Raw genomic sequence first — 22,204 nt, forward strand, 5'->3', positions numbered from 1 at the left:
TGGACGCTTAGCTCAGTTGGGAGAGCATCGCCCTTACAAGGCGAGGGTCACTGGTTCAAGCCCAGTAGCGTCCACCAATTTTCTGCAATGTTTCAAAGTTTAAATGGACGCTTAGCTCAGTTGAAAAAAGAGCAAGCATCACCGCCTTTTACAAAAGAATGGCGAGGATCACTGGTTCAGCACAGTAAAAAAGAAAATTGGACGCTTAGCTCAGTTGGGAGAGCATCGCCCTTACAAGGCGAGGGTCACTGGTTCAAGCCCAGTAGCGTCCACCAATTTTCTGCAATGTTTCAAAGTTTAAATGGACGCTTAGCTCAGTTGAAAAAAGAGCAAGCATCACCGCCTTTTACAAAAGAATGGCGAGGATCACTGGTTCAGCACAGTAAGAAAGAAAATATGGACGCTTAGCTCAGTTGGGAGAGCATCGCCCTTACAAGGCGAGGGTCACTGGTTCAAGCCCAGTAGCGTCCACCACCCTTTCTCTATTTCTCTATGTCTCTATTTCTCTATTTCTCTATTTCTCTATTTCTCTATTTCTCTATTTCTCTATTTCTCTATTTCTCTATTTCTCTATTTACAAATTTAAATCAACAGTACCTTAGTTCAAGCTTTACATAGCCGTTCAGCTGCTGAATTACTCCTTTGAGAAATCTATTGGCATTGCCTCCCCTGCTCTGTGATTAAATCCTTTTGCAACAAATCATGTTATTTCCTTGATTCACCTCCAAAGATTTCGCTTAAGAAAACAAAAAGCCCTTATTAAATTGCCGTAAAGTACGATAACCTAAGCATCTGTTTGCAAATTTACTCGCTTATGAATCCCCAAATATCGAAAGAGACAAAAGTACTAGTCGTTGATGATCAAGTTTTAGCAAAAGGATATATGAAATATTCCTTAGAAGAACTCGGCTTTAATAACATTACTTATGTGGATAGAGCTCAACATGCATTGAATAAAATCAGGCATGAGCACTACGATCTTATAATTTGCTCATACAACTTAAAGAAAGATCACGATGGTTATCACCTTTACGATCAGCTAAAACATAATGGCGAGCTAGAACCAAGCACCGCATTTATTTTTATCAGTGCTGACACCACCTCTGATTTAGTTCACAGCATTGTCGAGTTGCAACCCGATGACTTTCTGGCCAAGCCCTTTACAGTAAATGATTTGGATAGACGCTTAACAAAAGTGTTAGTGAGAAAACGAGCGTTAAAAAAAGTCTATCGTTTTATGGGTAAAGGTCAGCTTTCCAAAGCACTGGCTGAAGTTGAATTATTTTTATCCGAGCCCAAAAACGCTGAGTTTTTTCCTCTGGCCCTTAAAACCAAAGGAGAGTTACTATTAGCCTGCGGTCACTTTGAGCAAGCAAAAGAGTTTTATCAAGCAATAATCAATGTGCAATCGTTCACGTGGGCGCAGTTAGGCTTAGTAAACGCCCATATTCGACTCAATGAAGATGATGATGCGGAAAAGTTAGTCCTCGAATTAGCCTTTAAATCCGATTCGCAATTAGCCGCATACGATTTATTATCAGCTCTGCATATCAAACAAAAAGATTTTGATGTCGCTCTCGAGTGCGTTGTGATGGCAACTGAAATCTCACCTCGAAACATCAGACGCCACAAAACCGCCTTGGATTTATCGCGCATTACCCATGACTACGAAACCCAATTTGATGCCGCCAAAAAGATTGTACGCTTTGCTAAAGATTCCATTCACGATAAGCCAGAAAACTATCTAAACGTTGCGCGAGCCGGTATTGACTTTGCCATGACAGCAGATGAAAGTGAAACCTACAACTTACTTAAACAAGCTAATGAATATGTAAAACAATTCAAGTCTGCATTCCCCAAAGCGGAACTACATGACCAAATTAAAGTGATTGATGCCCGATTACTTTATTTACAAGATGAAAAAGAAAATGCCAAAGCCCTGCTTGATCAGCTTGCAGAAGAAAACTGGGAATTAGAAAGTATGGATGCCCTGTTAGACAAAGCCAAAGCGTTTCATGAGTTAGGACTTTACGAAAAATCAAGCAACATCATGGATGTGATCGAACAACGTTGTAAGAAGGACGAAAAGCAAGGCAGTTTATTTTTACACTATGTTAGACAAGAGAAACTGGAACGATCCACTATTAAACAAACTCCCAAAGAGCTTAACAATTCAGCAGTCGCTTTCTACAGACGGGGGGATCTTGAAGATGCCTTACGAGTTTTCAGACAAGCCTTTACGGTTATGCCAAAAAATATCGCTATTGCATTAAATTTACTACAAGCCATTACCATGAATGAAAATACCAATAAAGCTGACCTTTCGATTCAAAAACTTATCGATAATTGTATTAGGGTGATAGAAAACGGCGAACTAAATGATGAACAGTTTGAGCGTTATCAAAAGGTAAGAGAGATGCTGCACGAGAGTGCCTAATCCAGCATTCTATTTACCACCAACAAGCTATAAATTCATGCCGTTTGCTAGAAAACCAGGATTAAGTTAACCAGCTTTTCTGATAAACTACCTGCACATTTTATCTGTGCAGCAGCAATATGCGTTCACGAAGAATACCAATTGATCCCGATACCCCAGTCAACTGGCTGGTCCTCAAACAACTTTGGCCTTATTTATTAGAGTTTAAACAACGAGTTTTACTCGCGTTTCTTTGTTTAGTTGCAGCTAAAGTAGCCAGTGTTGGGCTTCCCTTCGTACTGAAACACACTGTGGATAGTCTAAACTCAAAAACCGAGCAATTAATTCTAGCACCTATTGCACTGATCATCGCCTATGGCACATTGCGCCTTGCCAACGTTTTGTTTGGTGAAATAAGAGATACCCTTTTTGGCAGAGTTACAGAAAGAGCGATGCGCAGAGTCGGTTTACGTGTGTTTGAGCATCTGCATAGCCTCGACTTAGATTTTCACCTCAATAGGCAAACAGGCGGACTCACCAGAGACATAGAAAGAGGCACTAGCGGAATAAGTTTCCTAATGCGCTTTATGGTATTCAATATTGGGCCAACGCTAATAGAAATAGCCATGGTGGTAGGTTTGTTGTTCTATAATTACGGCTTTAACTTCGCCATAGTCATTCTATTGTCAGTAGTGTTCTACGTGATATTTTCCATGAAAGCCACTGACTGGCGCACCAAATATGTTCGTGAAGTGAACCTTGCTGATTCCAGCACCAATACACGAGCCATTGATAGCCTGCTGAATTATGAAACGGTAAAATATTTCAACAACGAAGCATATGAAGCTGAGCGATATGATAAGGACTTAGCCGGTTGGGAAAGTGCCAGACGTAAAAATAGATTATCACTGTTTGCATTAAATGGTGGACAGGCATTGATCATTGCCATCGCAATGACAGCCATGATGGCAATGGCTGCATATGGTGTTGCAGATGGCGTTATGACAATTGGTGACTTTGTTCTAATAAACGCATTCACTATGCAGATATTTATGCCGTTAAATTTTTTGGGATTTGTGTACCGTGAAATTAGAGGCTCACTGGCAAATATCGAAAATTTATTTGCTCTGCTTGGAAAGTCCCCCGAAGTTAAAAATAATCATAAAGACAATGATTTAAAGGTATCAGGAGCACAAATAACCTTTTCCAACGTTGGGTTTTGTTATAACAATGATCGTCCTATACTGAATAATTTATCATTCAGTATAGATGCAGGGAAAAAAATCGCCGTTGTGGGTGAAAGCGGTGCAGGAAAATCAACGATAGTTAAACTATTGTTTCGTTTCTACGATGTAACAACGGGAAAAATACTGATTGATAATCAAGATATCAGTCAAGTGTCACAACAGTCCTTGAGAAAAGCCATTGGTATAGTGCCGCAAGATACCGTTTTATTTAACGACAGCATATTTGAAAACGTGCGATACGGTCGACCGACAGCCTCAGATGACGAAGTTCAACAAGCCATTGATTTAGCCCATTTAAGAAAATTTGTAGACAGCTTACCCAAAGGTGCTGAGACCCAAGTAGGTGAGCGTGGACTTAAACTATCTGGTGGCGAAAAACAGCGGGTAGCAATCGCTAGAACTATACTTAAAAAACCACCTATTCTAGTCTTTGACGAAGCCACTTCATCATTAGACAGTCAGTCAGAAAAAGCAATCTTAGACGCCATCAAAGAAGTCTCTCAGGGACACACAAGTGTCGTGATTGCCCATCGTCTTTCAACCATTATTGACGCAGATAAAATTGTAGTGGTTGATAATGGAGCTGTAGTAGAACAAGGTACACATTCCGAGCTTTTAAACCAAAATGGCTTATATAAGAAGCTTTGGGATACTCAGCAAAACTCAGAACACCACGATTAGAATGAAGCGCCCTAATGTTTGATCCAACAGTTATAAAACAAGCAGTAAACCAAACAATGCCATTTGGTAAATACGCAGGACGAAAACTGCTGCACTTACCTGAGCCTTATTTGGTGTGGTTTCACCAAAAAGGATTTCCAGAAGGAAAACTGGGGGAGCAATTGGCTTTGATGTATGAAATAAAACTCAACGGATTAGAGTCTATGCTTGCACCTTTATTAGATGAAAACCAGTAGTTGAAATCAATTCGATTCGAGAGTTTCCCATGAGAACAGGCAGAAGTGGTAGCAAACAACCTAGCGCCATTGATGATAATTTATTGGCCATTCACCAGCGTATTGGCGAAAAACTATTGCAATTCCCCGAGTTGATTCAATTGGTTGAAGAAAAGCTAGAATCACGATTTAAGGCAGGATTAATTTATCGCGGAGTATATTTAGATTGGTGGTCAATACTGGAACTTAAAAATAACATGCCCAGTTTGGTTTCGCAGCTTTGTACTGTAAATGAACAAATGAATAAATTACGACGCCACTCCCCTTTTGTAGGTATTTTGTCGGAAAGCGAGCGAGAGGAATTTTTCAGTCAATTGGAAAGTAAAAAACAATAGCTAATTTTTCAAGCTGGATCAAAAAAGGCGCTTTCAAGCGCCTTTCTGTAGTATCTAATCGAATTAACGACGTAGACCTAAACGTTTGATAAGATCTTGATAACGCTCTACGTTTTTACCTTTAAGGTAATCAAGTAACTTACGACGTTGACTAACCATACGTAACAAACCACGACGAGAGTGGTGGTCTTTCTTATGATCAGCAAAGTGACCTTGCAATTTATTGATGTTGTTTGTCAATAAAGCAACTTGTACTTCAGGTGAACCTGTATCGCCTTCTTTAACACCAAAGTCAGCAATGATTTGTGCAGTTTCTTGAGTAGTTAGTGACATATTTTTCTCCAAATTAAATAAAGACTCGCCGATCACTAATTCAGCGGAGTCGAAAGAGCGCGTATTATAGCGATGCCGGCATTTTTATCAAGGTAAATTACGTATAAATACGGATTGCAGGAATATCTTCCGGTATTTTTAATTGTTGCATGGAAGTTTGTATCTTTTTTGTTTTACATTAAGCTAAGGATTATGAGTTCTGCATAAGTCGCACAAGTTGTGCGGCAAACACTACAAAGGAATGTCATGCCAAATTACGAAAAGAACGCTTCAAGACTGATAAGTTTCCTAGTGATTATGGCAATTGTATTCACTGTAGTTCTTACATGGAATGCTCAGATGCCTTCCGATGATGCCCAATACAAAATGGGCAGTGTGGATATATCCGCATCCAATATACGGACCCACCTATCAAAAATAGCGGAATATCCCCATTTCACAGGTTCAATTGAGCACACCAACGTACGAGAATATATTGTTAATGAGTTAGAAGAGCTTGATTTAGAGGTCGAAGTGCAAACTACGTTAGCACTGTCGTCAAAATATTTCGTTGCATCAAACGTGGCAAACATTATCGCGAAGATTCCGGCCACAACCCAGCCTGGGGGAAATAAAGGTTTAGCATTAATGTCCCATTACGATTCAGCTAATGGATATTCTCCTGGTGCAAGTGATGCTGGTAGTGGTGTGTCGACTATTCTTGAGTCAATCCGAGCTTTTTTAGAAAGTGGATTACCCCACAGTAATGATATTTATATTATTTTTACCGATGCAGAAGAACAAGGTTTACTTGGCGCACTAGGTTTTGTAACTGAACACCCAATAGCAGATAAAATTGGCTTAATCCTAAACTTTGAAGCGCGAGGCTCCGGTGGCGCAAGCTTTACGTTACTAGAAACCAATCATGGAAATAAAAAATTAGTTAAAGAATTAGCTGCTGCAAAGCTTTTTTATCCAACGGCCAACTCTTTAATGTATAGCATCTATAAAATGCTGCCAAATGACACAGATCTCACTGTATTTAGACAACGAGCAGACATCAACGGCGTAAATTTTGCGTTTATTGATGATCACTTCGATTACCATTCAGCCCAAGATACCCCCGACCGATTAGATACGTCTAGTTTAAATCACCAAATTAGTTATCTATCTGCTCTACTGCCTTACTTTTCCAACGCGGATTTAGAAAAACTCAAGTCAGAAAAAGATGTGGTGTACTTTAATTTTGCCAACATTGCACTTTATGATTATCCATTTTCGTGGGTACTGCCCATGAGTATTCTAGTAGCTTTGGTGTTTTTGATGATGACCATAACTGCAATTAAGAAAAAACAACTTAAAGCTAAATCTATATTGATTGCTACTATTCCACTCATTTTAAGTCTTCTAATTGCCGTTTGCATTGGAGTAGCCGGTTGGCATGGTTTGTTATGGATTTATCCGCAATTCAATGACATCCCACAGGGTTTTCCTTACGGCGGCCACTACATTTTAGCTACCGCAATCTTGCTTACAATGGCTTTAAATATTTGGACATACCAAATATTGACCAAGAAGTTTCTTAGCATAAAGGTAGTTGAGTGGTATATACCGATTATTGCAATGTGGATTGGCATCAATATTTTGATAGCCATTTTTCTAACCGGTGCAGGTTTTTTTATAATTTTAGCGGTTACTCCTCTTGCAATCTTTGGCAACATTCTGCGCTACAGAACCACTGCAAATAGAAAAGCAATAACCTACACACTTTTCAGTTTACCTGGATTAGTCATAATATCGCCTTTGATACCCGTTTTTGTAGTGGGTCTAGGGCTTTCGAATTTAGCTATTGCGACAGTTATGAGTACTCTATTACTGATGACGTTATTGCCAATATTATTTGTCGTAAAAGGTATTCGAAGCGTTCAGTTGTTTTGCTTGGCTGGGGCATTCATTAGTTTTGTAGGTATATATTTGGACGCAGACTATTCAGTTGAACGAAAAAAACCAAGCAGTGTCAATTACGTTTATGATACCGAATCAAAACACGCCATGTTATATTCCTATAACCTGCATTTAGACAGTTTTGTGCAACAATTCTTCGCCGAAAACGACACCAACACAAGCCTTTTAAATGATTTAATCTCCTTTAGAGCGAGTCGTTCTGCTCATTATGTAACTGCCACAACAGCACTTGATATTCCTCCCTCGAATGTAACCGTAAGTAGCTCAGTAGATGAAAATGATGTAATCCACTTAGTATTGACAGTCGAACCGAATCGTCCGATTAACTCAATTGAAATAATAAGCGATGAACCTATAGATATTTTTGGTTTAGCAATTAACCATAAAGCATTCGAAATAAAGAACAGCAGAAAACGAGACAATTTTGTGATGTATTACGTTGTGACGGATCAGCAACCGATTGAAATAACGATCGATTATCGCCCACAAACGCTTCCAGCAACATTACGATTAGTGGAAACCAGTCGAGATTTACCAAAACAATTGGCGCAATTTACACCGAGAGCCGAAAATATAATGCCATCGCCTTTTAGAATTACCGATGCGGTTATGATTAGCCAGCCCATCAAGCAAAAATAATTGTCCACTGAAAACAAAAAACTCAGGTTAAACTGCGGTAAATTTGCAGTCTCTCCTGAGTCTTAATTTATATAAACGTTTAATTCTAACGAAGAGGAAACTATCTTACGACTAAGCGTTTAGGTGCAATCTGTTGATTATCATCAATGAAACCAACCCCTAGAAACAAATCATTTGAATAAACTCTAACTTGAGAGTCAAGTGGAAAAGATACAGCTTGTTTAGCGTTAACTGGATTGCCATTACAAAAGTAACTTGCTCGTTCGGCTTCTAATTCAACTTCTGGCAACGCCTTAACCGGCGAATCCATTGCCAATAACAATGCATCTAACGCTACAAAACTGCTGTCATCCATTATATCTAATTCATTATCATCAATGCTCTGACGTATCGCTAACAGCTCATCTAAAGTAATAACTTTATCTGCCGGGTAATCGGCCACATTAGAGCGGTGTAAACGGCTTACAAATGCGCCACAACCTAATAGTTGCCCAATATCGTCCACCAAAGATCGAATATAAGTGCCTTTACTACAGTGCACTATCATATCGACTTTATTGTCTTCAATCTTTTCGATTTGCAAAGAATAGATAGTGATTTTGCGTGCTTCTCTGGGTACTTCAATACCCTGTCTTGCATAAGAGTAAAGGGGTTTACCTTGATACTTTAAAGCAGAAAACATCGAAGGTACTTGATCAGATGTACCAACAAAGCTCAAACAGGCCTCTTCAATTTGCCCATTAGTGACCTCTACAGGTTTACTTTCAACAACCTCACCATCTGCATCAGAAGTTGTAGTACGTACTCCTAATGTTGCCGTTACTGAATAGGTTTTATCGGCATCAAGTAGAAACTGAGAAAACTTAGTAGCCTCCCCCAAACAAATAGGCAACATGCCTGTTGCCAAGGGATCTAACGCGCCGGTATGCCCAGCTTTTGCAGCATTGAAACACCGTTTAACCTTCTGAAGAGCATCATTGGAAGATAATCCCAAGGGTTTATCGAGCAATAACATGCCGTCAATCCCACGACCTTTACGCTTTCTAGCCATTAATTATTTTCGTCCGTTTCCTGATCTTCTTTATCTAAGTCACGACCTGCTTTCAACGCGCGCTCTTTATCGTCATTTAATGTTTGTGACACTAAAGTCGAAATACGAATACCTTCAGTAATTGAAGTATCTTGATAAAACTTCAATGCAGGTACCGCACGCATACGCATACGCTTGGCTAACAAAGTACGAATAAAGCCTTTGTTATCTTCCATTATTTGATTGAATAACTTCAGTTTTTCTTCATCAGTCTCAAAAAATGTCACATAGACTTTTGCATGGGCTAAATCTCGAGAGACATCAACGCCAGACACAGTCACCATGCCTAAACGTGGGTCACGATTTTTAAATTCGTTTTGGAAAATGCTGGCCACTTCTTTGTGGATTTGCTGTCCAACTCGTTCAGTGCGGGAAAATTCTCTAGCCATACTGACACTCCTAAATTCCAGTCAAAAACGGAGGCTTAAGCCCCCGTTTTAAATTAAATTGAAACGCGAGGGTTAAATTTCGCGTTTTACTTCTACGGTTTCGAATACTTCGATTTGGTCACCGACCTTAACATCGTTGTAGTTCTTCACGCCGATACCGCATTCCATACCGTTACGTACTTCTTGTACGTCGTCTTTGAAGCGGCGAAGTGATTCAAGTTCACCTTCATAGATAACCACGTTTTCACGAAGCACACGGATAGGCGCACTACGTTTAATGTTACCTTCAGTTACCATACAACCAGCGATTGCACCAATTTTCGGTGATTTAAATACATCACGTACTTCAGCCAAACCAATAATTTGTTGTTTGAACTCAGGCGCAAGCATACCGCTCATTGCTTGTTTAACTTCATCTATCAGGTCATAAATAACACTGTAGTAGCGTAAGTCGATTTCTTCAGCTTCAATAATACGTCTTGCAGTAGCATCGGCACGAACGTTAAAGCCAACCACAATGGCGCTTGAGGCTGCAGCTAAACTAGCATCAGTTTCAGTAATACCACCAACACCGCTACCTACAATAATGACTTTTACTTCATCAGTAGATAGTTTAGTTAACGATTCTGAAATTGCTTCTACAGAACCCTGAACGTCAGCTTTTAATACAACATTAAGTTCGCTAACATCACCAGCTTCCATATTGGCAAACATGTTTTCAAGTTTAGCTTTTTGTTGTTTAGCTAATTTCAAATCACGTTGCTTAGTGTGACGCTTACTTGCAACTTCACGAGCTTTACGCTCATCTTGCACAACTAAGGCATCTTCACCTGCAATAGGAACACCAGACAAACCTAGCACTTCTACTGGAGTTGAAGGACCGGCAACCGTTACTTCATGACCATTTTCGTCGCGCATCGCACGAACTCGACCGTATTCAATACCACAAAGCAAGATATCACCCGCTTTTAACTCACCTTCTTGTACAAGCACAGAGGCAACTGGTCCACGACCTTTATCAAGGCGAGATTCAATCACGATACCCTTTGCTGGGCCTGTTGGTACGGCTTGTAAATCTAGTAGTTCAGCTTGCAACGAAATCGCTTCTAGAAGCTCATCGATGCCCATACCTGTTTTCGCAGATACGTTTACGAATTGGTGTTCACCACCCCATTCTTCTGAAATAACTTCAAGTTGCGATAATTCAGTCTTAACACGATCTGGGTCGGCTGCTTCTTTATCCATTTTGTTAACCGCAACAATCAAAGGTACGCCAGCAGCTTTGGCATGCTGAACAGCTTCTTTTGTTTGTGGCATTACGCCATCGTCTGCGGCAACAACCAAGATAACGATATCTGTTGCGACTGCTCCACGAGCACGCATTGCGGTAAACGCGGCGTGACCAGGAGTATCTAAAAATGCAATACGACCATTATCTGTTTCAACACTGTAGGCACCAATGTGCTGGGTAATTCCACCCGCTTCACCATCGGCTACTTTAGCTCTGCGGATATAATCCAACAAAGACGTTTTACCGTGATCAACGTGGCCCATAATAGTCACCACTGGCGCTCTGTTTTCTTTATCGCCAGAAGCCTTACCAGCTAACAATTCATCTTCTAATGCGTTGTCATTCACCAACTCGTATTTATGACCCATTTCTTCAACTACTAGTACAGCAGTGTCTTGGTCTAATACTTGGTTGATGGTAACCATCTCACCCATTTTCATCATCGCTTTGATAACTTCTGTGGCTTTAACGGCCATCTTGCTGGCAAGTTCGCCAACATTGATAGTTTCACCAATACGAACAATACGTTCTACAGGTTGCGCTGGTTTATTAAAGCCGTGCTTAAGATCGGCGCCAGCATTCTTTTTCGATTTTTTACGACGACGAGAACCGCGCTCGACTTGCGCATCTTCTTCATCTTCAGCTTCTTGAGCGTAACGGTTAGAGTGCAAATGCACTTCTTCAGCTTCCTGCTTTTTACGACGCTCTTCTTCTTCTTTCCAACGACGCTCATTTTCTTCTGCTAAGCGTTTTGCTTCTTCAGCCGCTTTTTTCGCATCTTCTTCAAGTTTGCGCTGAGCTTCGTCTTCCTGAAGTTTACGAATGCGTTCAGCTTCAAGTCTTGCTTCTTCTTGCGCTGCTTTTTCTTCCGGTGATAACTGCACTTCTTCTTTTTGACGAGCAGCAGCATCCTTTTTCGCTTGTTCTATTCTTGCCGCTTTCTCAGCTTCCGCTTTAGCTTTAGCTTCTGCGGCTTTGATTGCTTTTTCTTCAGCGGCTTTTTTCGCTTCTTCTGCAGCTTTACGCTCTGCTTCAAGTTTTTCCTGCGCTTCTTGCGCTTTACGCTTAGCTTCTTCTTCGGCTAAACGCGCTTCTTCAACATCAGTACGTTTAACGTATGTGCGCTTTTTACGCACTTCAACTTTAACAGCTTTCGACTTACCTACACTTAACGTACTGGTAGTCTTGCGTTGCAAGGTCATGCGCTTTGGTCCTTCAGAACCATTGCCACCGTGAGATTTGCTCAAATGATCAAGCAATTGACGCTTTTCATCTTCAGTGATCATATCACCTACTTTTTTAGTCAAACCTGCGTCTGCAAACTGCTGAACTAAGCGATCAACTTGAGTTCCTATGTCGGTGGCTAGTTTTTCGATGGAGACTTCTGCCATATAGCTGTATTCCTCTTGTTGATCTTACTTATTCTTCACTAAACCAAACGATGTTACGTGCAGCCATTATTAGCTGTCCGGCTTTTTCTTCGTCTAGTTCTTCTATATCACTTATTTCATCAGTACCTTGTTCGGCTAGGCCTTCAAGGTCTGTAATTCCTCGACTTGCTAGTACGTAGGCCACATGGCGCTCCATACCTTCGAGGTTTAGCAATTCTTCTTTTGGCTCAGAAGCTTCTAATGACTCTTCATTTGCCAATGCTTGGGTAGTCAGTGCAGCTCTCGCTCTACCACGAAGTTCCTCAACCATATCTTCATCGAAACCTTCGATGGCTAGTAATTCATTAGCAGGAACATACGCAATTTCTTCTACAGTTGTGAAGCCTTCATCCACTAAAACAGCGGCGAAATCTTCATCAATATCAAGGCTATTAATAAATACCCCTAATACTTTTGAGTTCTCTTCTTCGTGCTTAGAGTTCAGGTCTTCAACGGTCATGACATTTAATGTCCATCCCGTTAACTGACTGGCTAAACGTACGTTTTGACCGCTACGACCAATTGCCTGCGCTAGGTTGTCGGCTTCAACAGCCACATCCATGGAGCCCGCATCTTCGTCAACAACGATTGAAGCCACTTCAGCAGGTGCCATTGCGTTGATTACGAATTGAGCTGGATTTTCATCCCATAATACGATGTCAACACGTTCACCACCAAGTTCACCAGAAACCGCTTGAACCCGAGATCCACGCATTCCTACGCAAGCACCAACAGGGTCTAAACGTTTGTCGTTAGTTTTCACCGCAATTTTAGCCCGTGAACCTGGATCACGAGCAGCAGCTTTAATTTCTAAAGTCTCTTCTGCAATCTCAGGCACTTCTATACGGAACAACTCAACCAACATATCTGGGTGAGTTCGGCTAATAAACAACTGTGCTCCACGAGCTTCAGGACGAATTACGTATAACAATCCACGTACTCGGTCACCCGGACGGAAAGTTTCACGAGGTAACATATCGTCACGATAAATAACGCCTTCAGCGTTATTACCTAAATCGACAATTACATTGTCGCGATTGACTTTTTTCACTGTACCAGTAACCAAATCACCCACACGGTCTTCGTATTCAGCGATCATTTGTGCACGTTCGGCTTCCCGTACTTTTTGCACGATTACCTGTTTGGCGGTTTGAGTAGTGATACGGTCAAATTTAATAGACTCAATTTGGTCTTCTATAAACTCACCCAATTGAATTTCAGGTTCATCTACTTGGGCTGCAGAGAACGTAATTTCTGCATACGGGTTTTCTTGTACCTGATCATCAGGAATAACTAACCAGCGACGAAAAGTATCAAAATCACCAGTTTCACGGTCGATGTTAACTCGTACTTCAATTTCGCCTTCATTTTTCTTTTTAGTAGCGCTGGCAATAGCATATTCTAATGCCTCAAAGATCTTCTCTTTGGGAACCTGCTTTTCATTTGAAACGGCTTCCGCCACTAACAAAATTTCTTTATTCATCGTTGCCTCACTGATTGCTTCCCTAAGAAAGCGCTAATATGAATCTTTCTTAAAATGTTGGAACCAAATTACCTTTTTCGATATTTGCCACGGCTAAAACGTATTCTTGACCATCAACTTCTACCGTTAAATTTCCATTGTCGACACTCAACAATGTACCTTTAAAGTTTCTTCTATCGTTCATTGGCATACGTAAGCGTACTGTCACAACCTCTCCAATACACTGCTGATAATGTGCTTCTTTAAAAAGCGGTCTATCCATGCCAGGAGACGACACTTCCAAATTGTATTCAGTAGTGATGGGATCTTCCACATCTAACACTGCGCTAACTTGTAAACTTACGTCAGCACAATTATCTACTGTAATACCATCTGGATGATCGATATAAACACGCAATGTTGAGTGTTTTCCTGCACGAACAAATTCAATTCCCACGAGCTCAAAGCCAATGGCTTCCACTGGTGCAACTAACATGTCCGTCAGTTTTTGTTCAAGTTGTGACAAAAATAAAGCTCCAAATACGAAAAAAGGGCGAAAAGCCCAGATAAAGTAAACCAATAATAACAACAAAAAGCCCCGTACAAGCGGGGCTTTTTGTTTCTGGACCCTAACCCACTATCCAACTTTAATGGACTGCTTAACAAACTGAGCGCGAGACGCTAAACAGAAGTTGTGCGGACCGTCGAATAAGTGGTCGCAAGAATCGACTCACCAATAAGGTAATCTTAGAAAAATCAATGTCTTTTCTTGCAGTTTCTTAGCTAGTTAAACCAACTAATCGAGACGTTACTATCCAATTCAGAGGGAGCCCGTCTCAAAAGATGGGCATAGTATACGGACGTACGCCTTGACATGCAAGGTAAAGAATATAATGGGTTACTTAAACATCATTCTAATCGGCGATAAAAATTAGATATCTGCAACCCTAGGCTATTTAAATTTTGCACGGTTATTATTCAATAACCATTATCTCACTACATAAACCTAATCTCATCATGCCAAGTCACTTAAACAAACATTTAAGTTATGTTGATTAATTGAGGACAGCGACAAAACGTGACGTTTGACTATGCTTCTAAACTCCTCATTAGTTGTAAGATCATCAAATACCGAGGTCAAATCCATAATTGCATCGGCTAGTTGTAGCGGAAAGTCAGCGTGCTTCTGTGCTAATGCAAGTAAAGTCTCAGCGATTGGATCAACTAACTCTTGTTGCTCTTTGTAACGTTTTCCAACAAATAAACACCAAGCTGCGATAGGAACACATAGTAATAATATGCTTCTTTCTTCTTTGATGTTGTCTCGAATTGCATTGAGAATTCGAAAAGGTAGTTTTTGCGAACCATCCCACGCTATCTGTGCCAGCAGATGACGAATATGTTTATTATGATAACGATTGATAATATCGTCTGCATACTGATCTAAATCCATAGCATCAGAGTTACCTATTGAAGGTAATATCTCTTGGGAAAGTAATTTTCTAATAAACTGTTCTATTGGCGCTATACAAATCGCCGAATAAACGGTTTCCAGTCCGCACAGAGTTCCAAGGTAAGCTAGAGTCGAATGCGTACCGTTTAATACCCGTAGCTTTGCTCTTTCGTACTTGTGAACATCGTCAGTAAATGTCACACCCACCTTGTCCCAAGCTGGTCGAGGTCCACTGAACTTATCTTCAACTACCCATTGGCTAAAGGACTCACGCTGTATTGGCCATGCGTCCTCAACGCCGATTTTACCTTTGGTTGTTGCTCTTAGTTCGTCATTTGTGGCAGGTGTAATACTGTCTACCATAGTGTTGGGAAAACAAATATTTTGCGCTATCCAGTTAGCTAATGGTGTTGAAACCTCTGCAGCAAAAGTCATCACCGCTTTGGCCAGCTTATCACCATTATCAGATACATTGTCGCAACTTATAATGGTCAGTTGTGCATTTTGTTGGGCAAAACGTACCTTTAATGCTGCGACTAACAAACCGATCGCTGAAATAGGTGCTTCGGGGTTAGCCAAATCATGGTTGATATCGGTATTCTGCCAATCAAGTTCGCCCTTATTGCTCAGGCAATAGCCTTTTTCTGTAACGGTTAACGAAATAATATGCGTATTGGGATCGGTCATAGCATCCATCACTTGCTTACGCTGCTCACCCAAAACAAAAATTTGATTAAAGGCCCCTATAATCTGGACATAAGGTGAGTCGTCCAACACCATCAGTGAATATAGGTTATCTTGATATTTCAACTTATCTCGTAGATCTTTACTACGTAACGATACCCCATCAATTTTCCAGTTTCCGCCTTGCGCAGACATAGCTAAATCAGTGTAAACAGCTTGATGAGCTCGATGAAATGCTCCTGGGCCTAAATGCACAATACCGCGCGCAGTTGTTTCCAGGTCATATTCTGGTTGACGAATCTCTTTAGGTAAAGAACGTAATACTTGTCGATCTAATCCTGACATCAAATTAGCCTTATAATGTGTAAGCTTTGTAGCTAGGTTGTATGTTAAATCTACTGCCAATTACGCAGCATCATCTTTACTTAAATGGTGTTATGAAACCAAGGTTGTTAGATAACGGCAATCGATTCTTCGCGGGACATCATGTCTCGCAGTTTCCGATGGAAAGGCCCGTGCATCGTCATTAAACTCCAGGGGATTGAAGAAAAAAGCAGATTTAATCACTTGGTGTGTGAATCCTAACATAACTTCTACGATATGTTGAAACCATCAAGCAGGACCAACCACTTGGAAATACAGGTATTCCAACCGTAAAATAAACCAGCGAATTGTTGCCTAAATTAATTATAAACTATTGGCCGTTGACATCTCTGTTCGATTGATAAAAGCCCTACTTTATTGTGATTACTACAACACTAATTTCAGCTGATGAATTATCATTCCTCCCCAACCCACATAAATCTAAACGTTAATAGATATCATTTGCATTAGCATGTTTATTTGTTTTAGAATAAAAAAACACATCATTTTCTCAAAACAACTAAGGAATATTAATGCGCGACACATCCCAACTTAAATCGAAGATAAAACCATTAGCTGCAATAGACAAAAGACGCTTGGGATCAAGTGCTCTAATGGCCGCGTTAACATTCGGTTCAACTCTCGTTTATGCTGAAGACACTGACACTTGTAAAATTGAAGGGAAAAGTGAAGTTGAATGTGCAAAAGAAGCTGAATCTTTAGAAAAAATTAAAGTACACGGTGTTCGTCACTCTATTTATAATGTGAAAAAGTCAGGTGACGTACGAAGAGTCATTGATCTCGCCGATACCCCACAAACCATAACGGTATTAACAAAAGACCAAATTTTAGAGTCCGGTCGCACTGATCTAGAGCAAATACTGTCAACCCAATCAGGAGTTACCTTAGGTACAGGCGAAAATGGTAATGCCTTTGGGGATAGGTATGTAATTCGTGGACATGAAGCTCGCAGTGATGTATTCGTTGACGGATTACGCGATCCTGGAATGACCACCCGTGAAAGTTTTGCTACCGACCAAATTGAAATCACTAAAGGCCCCAGCGCTACGTTTGCTGGACGCGGTTCTTCAGGTGGTGCGGTTAATAGTATTACTAAAAAAGCAGATCCTTCATATAATTTTGGCCGTGTAGATGCTGCAATAGGAACGGATGAATATCATCGAATTACTATCGATACTAATATGGCTGTTTCTGAGAATTTAGCGTTTCGGATTAACGGTTTAGATGCTTATGAAGATGCACCTGGCCGCGAAGGTATCGTGAGAAATCGCGAAGGTTTATTACTTTCAACGACTTACTTGCCTACTGACAAATTGTCTTTCAGTGCAGACGCCTATTATATGCAGGCGGAAGACGTACCTGATCTCGGCAGTTATTTTGATAGAGTGGCTAGAGAGCCAGTTTCCGATATTCCAGTTTACGCTCAATCAGAAGACTTTTTAGATAGTGAAGTATACGCGCTAACATTATTCACAAACTACGAAATTAATGACCAATGGCGTATTTATAATGCCACTCGTGTAGGTAAAACCGAGAATGGCTACCTAACGACTGGCGCTAGCGGCAGCACACGAGACGAAACAGATCCTGAAGCGCCTAATGCAGACACTATTACCTTAAGTACGCACCAAGGTAATCAAGAAGTCGATTATGTTGCCAGTCAATTTAATCTATTTTGGAACACTAAATTATTAGGCGTAAATCACAAAGTCGTGTTCGGATTTGAGTATTCAGATGAGTCAGTGGACAACGGTGTTTATAATATTACCTACGGTAACGAAGGTAATTGCTTAGTGAATGGTCGAAATGGCGTCAGCAGCGGATATTGCGCGCTGGACGGAAATGGAAACGTGGTCAGCGATGTGAGTAACTTAATGAATCGTAGCTATGTTGAAGGTGACTCAGATGCAGTGTTCGACATACAAACCACAGCGTTTTACGTAATGGATAACATTGAACTTAATAAACAATGGGAACTGTTTATAGGTCTACGCCAAGATAGCTTTGACTATAGTAACGATACAAACAGCCGCAGCGGAGAACAACTATTTGCCTATTCGGATGATCTAACTAACGGACATATCGGTTTGGTTTATCAACTGGATGAAGACATTAATTTTTATTCTACATACAGCACTGCTACCAATATTAACGGTGGTGAATCCGATTTAGGGGCCAACTGCGGATATGGTGGCCTTTGCGGCACACCAGATCAAGCGCAACAATCCGACCCTGAACGAATTGAAAATATTGAAGTGGGTACAAAATGGCAATTTATGGATGATGAATTGTTAGCTACAGCCGCCATTTTTCAGATAACCAAAAGTGACGTAATGGAAAGTGTAGGCGATGCTTATTCCAGTCTAGGTTCGTTAAATACAGGGAAAAACCGAGTAAAAGGGATAGAGTTTGGCTTAACGGGTGAGATTACTGAGCAACTTAGCGTTCAATTTAGTGCGGCATTTATGGATTCAGAAGTCTTGGAATCATTTAATGACGAGAATATTGGTCGCGCTTTGAGTAACTTTGCGGATAACAGTTATTACGTGCAATTGCGTTATCAGCCTACAGAGAGTTTCGTAGTGGGTGGAGATTACACCTACAAAAGTGAAATGTATGGTGGACAACCAGACACAGCAGCTGGCTACGATGATGACATAGGAGCTTACTCAATAGTAGTGCCATCCTACAGTGTGGTTAATTTGTTTGCTAACTACTACGTTTCTGAAGATCTGACGTTACGTTTAAATGTGGGTAATCTACTGGATGAAGAGTACTGGACAGCAGCATACCGCTCAGGTTCTTTCATGTATATTGGTGACGGCAGAAGCGTTCGTGCTGGTTTAACCTACGAATTTTAATTAAGAAGGAAATAACAATGGTTGTGATTGAACAACTTCTATCTCAAGGTGAGGTGAATGTTTACCGTCAAGTGCTAAATGAATTGCACTGGCAAGACGGCGGAACTACAGCTAAAGGAATGGCAAGTTCAGTAAAACACAACACCCAAGCAGATCCCGAAGATGCAAATGTGCGCCAATTGGTTAATAGCCTCTTAGCGCGCATGGGCGAAACCCCAGAATTGGTTTCTGCTGCCCTTCCCCAACATATTTTCCCGCCTTGTTTTAATCGTTATGAGAGGCAACAACAATACGGTTTTCATGTTGATGCTGCCATTATGCGGATCCCAAACAGTCAAACAGTGATGCGCAGTGATTTGTCGATGACGTTATTCTTAAGTGACCCCAAAGAATATGAAGGTGGCGAATTAATCATTACAACCGAGTTCGGTGAACAAGCAGTGAAATTACAAGCTGGTGATGCGGTGTTATATCCCTCAAGCAGTTTACATAAAGTGACGCAGGTAACGAAAGGTGTGAGGCTAGCAGCAATCACTTGGATACAAAGTATGGTAGCTGACGTGAGCTTACGCCAGTCTCTTTATCAGCTAGATAGGACCATCCAAGTATTAATGCAAAATGACACTATCAATCGTGCAGAATTAGATAGTTTACACAACGTTTACCACAATCTTATTCGACAAAATGCGCAAATTTAAGGGCTTGTAAATAGCCCTTGGATTAGTCTAATTTTTTACTAATGAAAACGAATAGAAAGCGAACGAGTAGCTAAGTAACTAATTTAATTTACTTTATTTTAACAATTCCGTTTTGTACAAAATTCAAACAAACGTAGGTATATATTTTTTACCGAGAATTCTTGCGCTTCTGAGCCCTTGTATGTATTCTAATCGTTACACTACCGTAAAGTGTCATAATAAAAAGAGAGTAAACTCTCAAAAAGGACTCTGGGTTATGCAAGGAAATAGAGCGTTTGTAATTTCTCCACAAAAAGACGATATTAGCAAAAAACGGCATTGTAAATTAAACCATTTTTTAGACCTCGTTGATGCATGTGGTTTTGACTTGCAGGTTGGTAGCTTTTGCCCCAAATCTGATTATATTGCGTCCTTCGACGTTATATTTGTTGATTGTAAGTCAATTAACAAAAGTTCAATTCAGCAAGTTCCGGTTCTAAAATATAAAAACCTAATCAAAATTATTTTCTTTAATTCAACGAATAATTTGGACTTCGAAATTGCTGCCATCAAGCAAGGGGTCACCGGTATATTTTACGCTGACGACAAATTAGAAAATGTCATAAAAGGCATTAACACCATTAAACAAGACAGGAAATGGTTTCGCAGAAATGCGCTAGAGTTGTTAATTAACGAAATGTTAAATGATGCCAATTTTTCCAATGAAATAGTCGATAGAAGTCAAACAGGTTTCTGGCAGCAGTCATTAACCAAACGCGAACAAACTATTGTCAAATACATAAGCCAAGGTGCTCAAAACCAAGAAATAGCTGACCAACTTCACATAAGCGTCAATACAGTGAAAACTCACATTTATAGTATTTTTAGAAAAACTAATTGCAGAAACAGAGTGGAGCTAATTACTTGGTCTAGGCAAACAACAGAAACAGCCTGCTAGGCTGTTTCATTTGTTCATTTAACTTTAACGGGCGGCGGCCCGCAAATTTAAGATATGAATAACTAGGCTCGCGCTTTCCAAACCCCTTTATCAATGCCTTTTAACACCAACTCAGAAATTGCCTTTTCAATGCTTTGTTGAACACAGGTAAACATAGGTTCATTGGTAGTATAACCTGCTTCAATTTCCGCTAAACGTTTATAACTGATATAACGGAATAGACCAGCTCGAATCTCTTTGCTGAGTACTTTTTTACTTGTTGATACTGACACTAAGACTTGTCCTGTGCGAACATCAATCGCCCTCATGTAAACGGAGATTTGATCTTCTCTAAATAATTCAGACGCATTAATCCCAAAATACTCCGCGCCAAACCCACCAGTCTTAATGTTAGAGTCATAACTAATTATTCCTCCCTCAATGATAATTTTAGCCGTGGTTAATGGTGGTAATTCGGTACTTTCATTTGTGTTGTTATCCCCTTGTATCGCCGCCCTTACGATTTTCCTTTCGGTTAAAATATTCTGCAAGCCTTCCCGCTCCACCGGTAAAAACCAATCCGTTTCACTTAGTGCCTGCATTAAAATAGAGGTTGCACCTTGAGTAACAGCGGTACTAAATGAGCTGGCGCCAGTGCTTGGTTTATATTGCCCTGTTTGGTCTCTGAACGCGTAAACGGAAACGGGTATAGAACCAAAAGGTTTAGGTAAGCCTTTAAGCTCTTTCAAGGTGGCTGAATCTTCGATTACTATTGCCTGTTCAGTGCCAGGCGGAATGATATTTTTGACGGAGCTACAACCAGTTAATAATAGTGCGATTAATACAACATAATACTTCATATTATCCGAACCTTGGAATTTCGACGATTGTTATCTCATCAGTTATTATATTGGTAATTTCTACAACAATACTGTCGGGATTGCTGGTTATTAATTCAACTTGAAATTCACCGCTCATAAAAATGGAGTCATCAGAAAAAATACTTTCGATGGGATCACCATTCTCGTCATAACTCACCTCACCGAATGCCAAATCGGTAACTTCCCGCACGATCCTATTGATATATGCGCGTTCTAACGAATCTTGCAAACTTTCAGCGTATGTCCGTTCACTACTTGATGCGGTATGGGTATTTTGTGCATTTGCTTTACTTAGCAGGTAACTGCCATTTAATGGACTGCCGCCGAAACTTGGATTAATTGGTTCGTAAACTAATTCGGTCGCTAATATTGGTGAGGAGAATAACCCCACGAGAAAAGTAATATTAAGTATTTTATTTTTTTTCATATTTTCACCATTCATCATCAGCAAGGTCAGGGTTATCTTGAGTCGTGCCTGCTCGAGATAAAGCATCGACTAATAAAACAACCGCAACTTCAACTCGTTGCTTGATTGGGGTTTGTCTGCGCCCCATATAAGTTTGATAAATTGTTTTGTTATCAAACTGCACTGTTAATTTTGTCCCTGCCTGTGGAACAATAATTTCTTTAATTTGAACATTTTGGCCAAATGTATTGGGGATATCACGCCAATATTTACCAAACTCATTAGCAAACTCATGACCTTGGCGACTGATTGTATTGTCTAGTAATAGACCACTTAGGGCGAAGTCATCGGCCATGACGTAACCAGATTTGGAAATTGTTAGACTAACA

The 22,204-nt window shown here is 40.4% G+C and carries 18 protein-coding genes and 3 tRNA genes; 11 read left to right on the plus strand and 10 right to left on the minus strand.

Going from position 1 to position 22,204, the window contains the following annotated elements; genetic code table 11:
* Position 1: 1 nt before the first annotated feature.
* The 7 genes from Q4567_RS05415 (at position 2) to Q4567_RS05445 (ending at position 4,954) form a co-directional block, all read left to right on the plus strand.
* A tRNA-Val gene (locus Q4567_RS05415) sits at positions 2–77 on the plus strand.
* A gap of 122 nt (positions 78–199) precedes the next feature.
* Positions 200–275: transfer RNA gene (locus Q4567_RS05420), tRNA-Val, on the plus strand.
* A 123-nt stretch (positions 276–398) separates the two neighbouring features.
* A tRNA-Val gene (locus Q4567_RS05425) sits at positions 399–474 on the plus strand.
* 340 nt (positions 475–814) lie between these two features.
* A complete protein-coding gene (locus Q4567_RS05430) occupies positions 815–2,437 on the plus strand; it encodes a tetratricopeptide repeat-containing response regulator (protein WP_216047422.1) in 1,623 nt (540 codons plus the stop codon).
* A 119-nt stretch (positions 2,438–2,556) separates the two neighbouring features.
* A complete protein-coding gene (locus Q4567_RS05435; protein WP_216047421.1) occupies positions 2,557–4,344 on the plus strand; it encodes an ABC transporter ATP-binding protein/permease in 1,788 nt (595 codons plus the stop codon).
* A gap of 14 nt (positions 4,345–4,358) precedes the next feature.
* A complete protein-coding gene (locus Q4567_RS05440; RefSeq protein WP_216047420.1) occupies positions 4,359–4,580 on the plus strand; it encodes a DUF3820 family protein in 222 nt (73 codons plus the stop codon).
* A gap of 29 nt (positions 4,581–4,609) precedes the next feature.
* Complete coding sequence (locus Q4567_RS05445) at positions 4,610–4,954, plus strand: hypothetical protein (protein WP_216047419.1); 345 nt, start codon at positions 4,610–4,612, stop codon at positions 4,952–4,954.
* A 63-nt stretch (positions 4,955–5,017) separates the two neighbouring features.
* On the opposite strand, the gene rpsO is transcribed toward Q4567_RS05445, so the two are convergent.
* Positions 5,018–5,287: a 30S ribosomal protein S15 gene (rpsO, locus tag Q4567_RS05450; RefSeq protein WP_216047418.1), complete on the minus strand. Its 270-nt coding sequence runs from the start codon at positions 5,285–5,287 to the stop codon at positions 5,018–5,020.
* Positions 5,288–5,533: 246 nt separating this feature from the next.
* On the opposite strand from rpsO, the gene Q4567_RS05455 reads away from it, so the two are divergent.
* Positions 5,534–7,870: a M20/M25/M40 family metallo-hydrolase gene (locus Q4567_RS05455; RefSeq protein WP_303499638.1), complete on the plus strand. Its 2,337-nt coding sequence runs from the start codon at positions 5,534–5,536 to the stop codon at positions 7,868–7,870.
* 100 nt (positions 7,871–7,970) lie between these two features.
* Here the strand turns inward: Q4567_RS05455 and truB are convergent, their stop codons facing one another.
* The 6 genes from truB to Q4567_RS05485 form a co-directional block, all read right to left on the minus strand.
* Positions 7,971–8,921, minus strand: a complete 951-nt coding sequence (gene truB / locus Q4567_RS05460; RefSeq protein ID WP_216047416.1) for a tRNA pseudouridine(55) synthase TruB — start codon at positions 8,919–8,921, stop codon at positions 7,971–7,973.
* Entirely contained in the window at positions 8,921–9,349 is a 429-nt protein-coding gene (rbfA, locus tag Q4567_RS05465) for a 30S ribosome-binding factor RbfA (RefSeq protein ID WP_216047415.1), read from the minus strand. The genes truB and rbfA overlap by 1 nt, the downstream gene beginning before the upstream one ends.
* Positions 9,350–9,421: 72 nt before the next feature.
* On the minus strand, positions 9,422–12,031 hold the full coding sequence (infB, locus tag Q4567_RS05470; protein ID WP_216047414.1) for a translation initiation factor IF-2: 2,610 nt from the start codon (positions 12,029–12,031) through the stop codon (positions 9,422–9,424).
* 28 nt (positions 12,032–12,059) lie between these two features.
* Positions 12,060–13,553: a transcription termination factor NusA gene (nusA, locus tag Q4567_RS05475; protein WP_216047413.1), complete on the minus strand. Its 1,494-nt coding sequence runs from the start codon at positions 13,551–13,553 to the stop codon at positions 12,060–12,062.
* A gap of 49 nt (positions 13,554–13,602) precedes the next feature.
* Positions 13,603–14,058 carry a ribosome maturation factor RimP gene (rimP, locus tag Q4567_RS05480; RefSeq protein WP_216047412.1) on the minus strand — a complete coding sequence of 152 codons (456 nt, stop codon included), beginning with the start codon at positions 14,056–14,058 and terminating at the stop codon, positions 13,603–13,605.
* 489 nt (positions 14,059–14,547) lie between these two features.
* Complete coding sequence (locus Q4567_RS05485; RefSeq protein ID WP_303499639.1) at positions 14,548–16,014, minus strand: mannitol dehydrogenase family protein; 1,467 nt, start codon at positions 16,012–16,014, stop codon at positions 14,548–14,550.
* A 551-nt stretch (positions 16,015–16,565) separates the two neighbouring features.
* On the opposite strand from Q4567_RS05485, the gene Q4567_RS05490 reads away from it, so the two are divergent.
* The 3 genes from Q4567_RS05490 to Q4567_RS05500 all read left to right on the plus strand — a co-directional run bounded on the left by Q4567_RS05490 (position 16,566) and on the right by Q4567_RS05500 (position 20,549).
* Complete coding sequence (locus Q4567_RS05490) at positions 16,566–18,914, plus strand: TonB-dependent siderophore receptor (RefSeq protein ID WP_303499641.1); 2,349 nt, start codon at positions 16,566–16,568, stop codon at positions 18,912–18,914.
* Between the two features lie 17 nt (positions 18,915–18,931).
* Complete coding sequence (locus Q4567_RS05495; protein WP_303499644.1) at positions 18,932–19,612, plus strand: Fe2+-dependent dioxygenase; 681 nt, start codon at positions 18,932–18,934, stop codon at positions 19,610–19,612.
* Between the two features lie 256 nt (positions 19,613–19,868).
* Complete coding sequence (locus Q4567_RS05500; protein WP_216047408.1) at positions 19,869–20,549, plus strand: helix-turn-helix transcriptional regulator; 681 nt, start codon at positions 19,869–19,871, stop codon at positions 20,547–20,549.
* A 62-nt stretch (positions 20,550–20,611) separates the two neighbouring features.
* Here the strand turns inward: Q4567_RS05500 and Q4567_RS05505 are convergent, their stop codons facing one another.
* Genes Q4567_RS05505 through Q4567_RS05515 form a run of 3 tightly spaced genes read right to left on the minus strand, consistent with a single transcriptional unit; the run spans position 20,612 to position 22,170 of the window.
* On the minus strand, positions 20,612–21,388 hold the full coding sequence (locus Q4567_RS05505) for a CsgG/HfaB family protein (RefSeq protein WP_303499647.1): 777 nt from the start codon (positions 21,386–21,388) through the stop codon (positions 20,612–20,614).
* 1 nt (position 21,389) lies between these two features.
* Positions 21,390–21,836, minus strand: a complete 447-nt coding sequence (locus Q4567_RS05510; protein ID WP_252728886.1) for a curli assembly protein CsgF — start codon at positions 21,834–21,836, stop codon at positions 21,390–21,392.
* A 4-nt stretch (positions 21,837–21,840) separates the two neighbouring features.
* Positions 21,841–22,170: a curli production assembly/transport protein CsgE gene (locus tag Q4567_RS05515; RefSeq protein WP_216047406.1), complete on the minus strand. Its 330-nt coding sequence runs from the start codon at positions 22,168–22,170 to the stop codon at positions 21,841–21,843.
* Between the last annotated feature and the right edge of the window lie 34 nt (positions 22,171–22,204).

Origin of the sequence: Aliiglaciecola sp. 2_MG-2023 (genome assembly GCF_030548145.1) — a bacterium.
GTDB lineage: Bacteria > Pseudomonadota > Gammaproteobacteria > Enterobacterales > Alteromonadaceae > Aliiglaciecola > Aliiglaciecola lipolytica_A.

Coding starts and splice junctions, on each gene's coding strand:
- Q4567_RS05430 (WP_216047422.1), top strand. CDS start 815: ATGAATCCCCAAATATCGAAAGAGACAAAAGTACTAGTCGTTGATGAT.
- Q4567_RS05435 (WP_216047421.1), top strand. CDS start 2,557: ATGCGTTCACGAAGAATACCAATTGATCCCGATACCCCAGTCAACTGG.
- Q4567_RS05440 (WP_216047420.1), top strand. CDS start 4,359: ATGTTTGATCCAACAGTTATAAAACAAGCAGTAAACCAAACAATGCCA.
- Q4567_RS05445 (WP_216047419.1), top strand. CDS start 4,610: ATGAGAACAGGCAGAAGTGGTAGCAAACAACCTAGCGCCATTGATGAT.
- rpsO (WP_216047418.1), bottom strand. CDS start 5,287: ATGTCACTAACTACTCAAGAAACTGCACAAATCATTGCTGACTTTGGT.
- Q4567_RS05455 (WP_303499638.1), top strand. CDS start 5,534: ATGCCAAATTACGAAAAGAACGCTTCAAGACTGATAAGTTTCCTAGTG.
- truB (WP_216047416.1), bottom strand. CDS start 8,921: ATGGCTAGAAAGCGTAAAGGTCGTGGGATTGACGGCATGTTATTGCTC.
- rbfA (WP_216047415.1), bottom strand. CDS start 9,349: ATGGCTAGAGAATTTTCCCGCACTGAACGAGTTGGACAGCAAATCCAC.
- infB (WP_216047414.1), bottom strand. CDS start 12,031: ATGGCAGAAGTCTCCATCGAAAAACTAGCCACCGACATAGGAACTCAA.
- nusA (WP_216047413.1), bottom strand. CDS start 13,553: ATGAATAAAGAAATTTTGTTAGTGGCGGAAGCCGTTTCAAATGAAAAG.
- Q4567_RS05485 (WP_303499639.1), bottom strand. CDS start 16,014: ATGTCAGGATTAGATCGACAAGTATTACGTTCTTTACCTAAAGAGATT.
- Q4567_RS05490 (WP_303499641.1), top strand. CDS start 16,566: ATGCGCGACACATCCCAACTTAAATCGAAGATAAAACCATTAGCTGCA.
- Q4567_RS05495 (WP_303499644.1), top strand. CDS start 18,932: ATGGTTGTGATTGAACAACTTCTATCTCAAGGTGAGGTGAATGTTTAC.
- Q4567_RS05500 (WP_216047408.1), top strand. CDS start 19,869: ATGCAAGGAAATAGAGCGTTTGTAATTTCTCCACAAAAAGACGATATT.
- Q4567_RS05505 (WP_303499647.1), bottom strand. CDS start 21,388: ATGAAGTATTATGTTGTATTAATCGCACTATTATTAACTGGTTGTAGC.
- Q4567_RS05510 (WP_252728886.1), bottom strand. CDS start 21,836: ATGAAAAAAAATAAAATACTTAATATTACTTTTCTCGTGGGGTTATTC.
- Q4567_RS05515 (WP_216047406.1), bottom strand. CDS start 22,170: ATGGCCGATGACTTCGCCCTAAGTGGTCTATTACTAGACAATACAATC.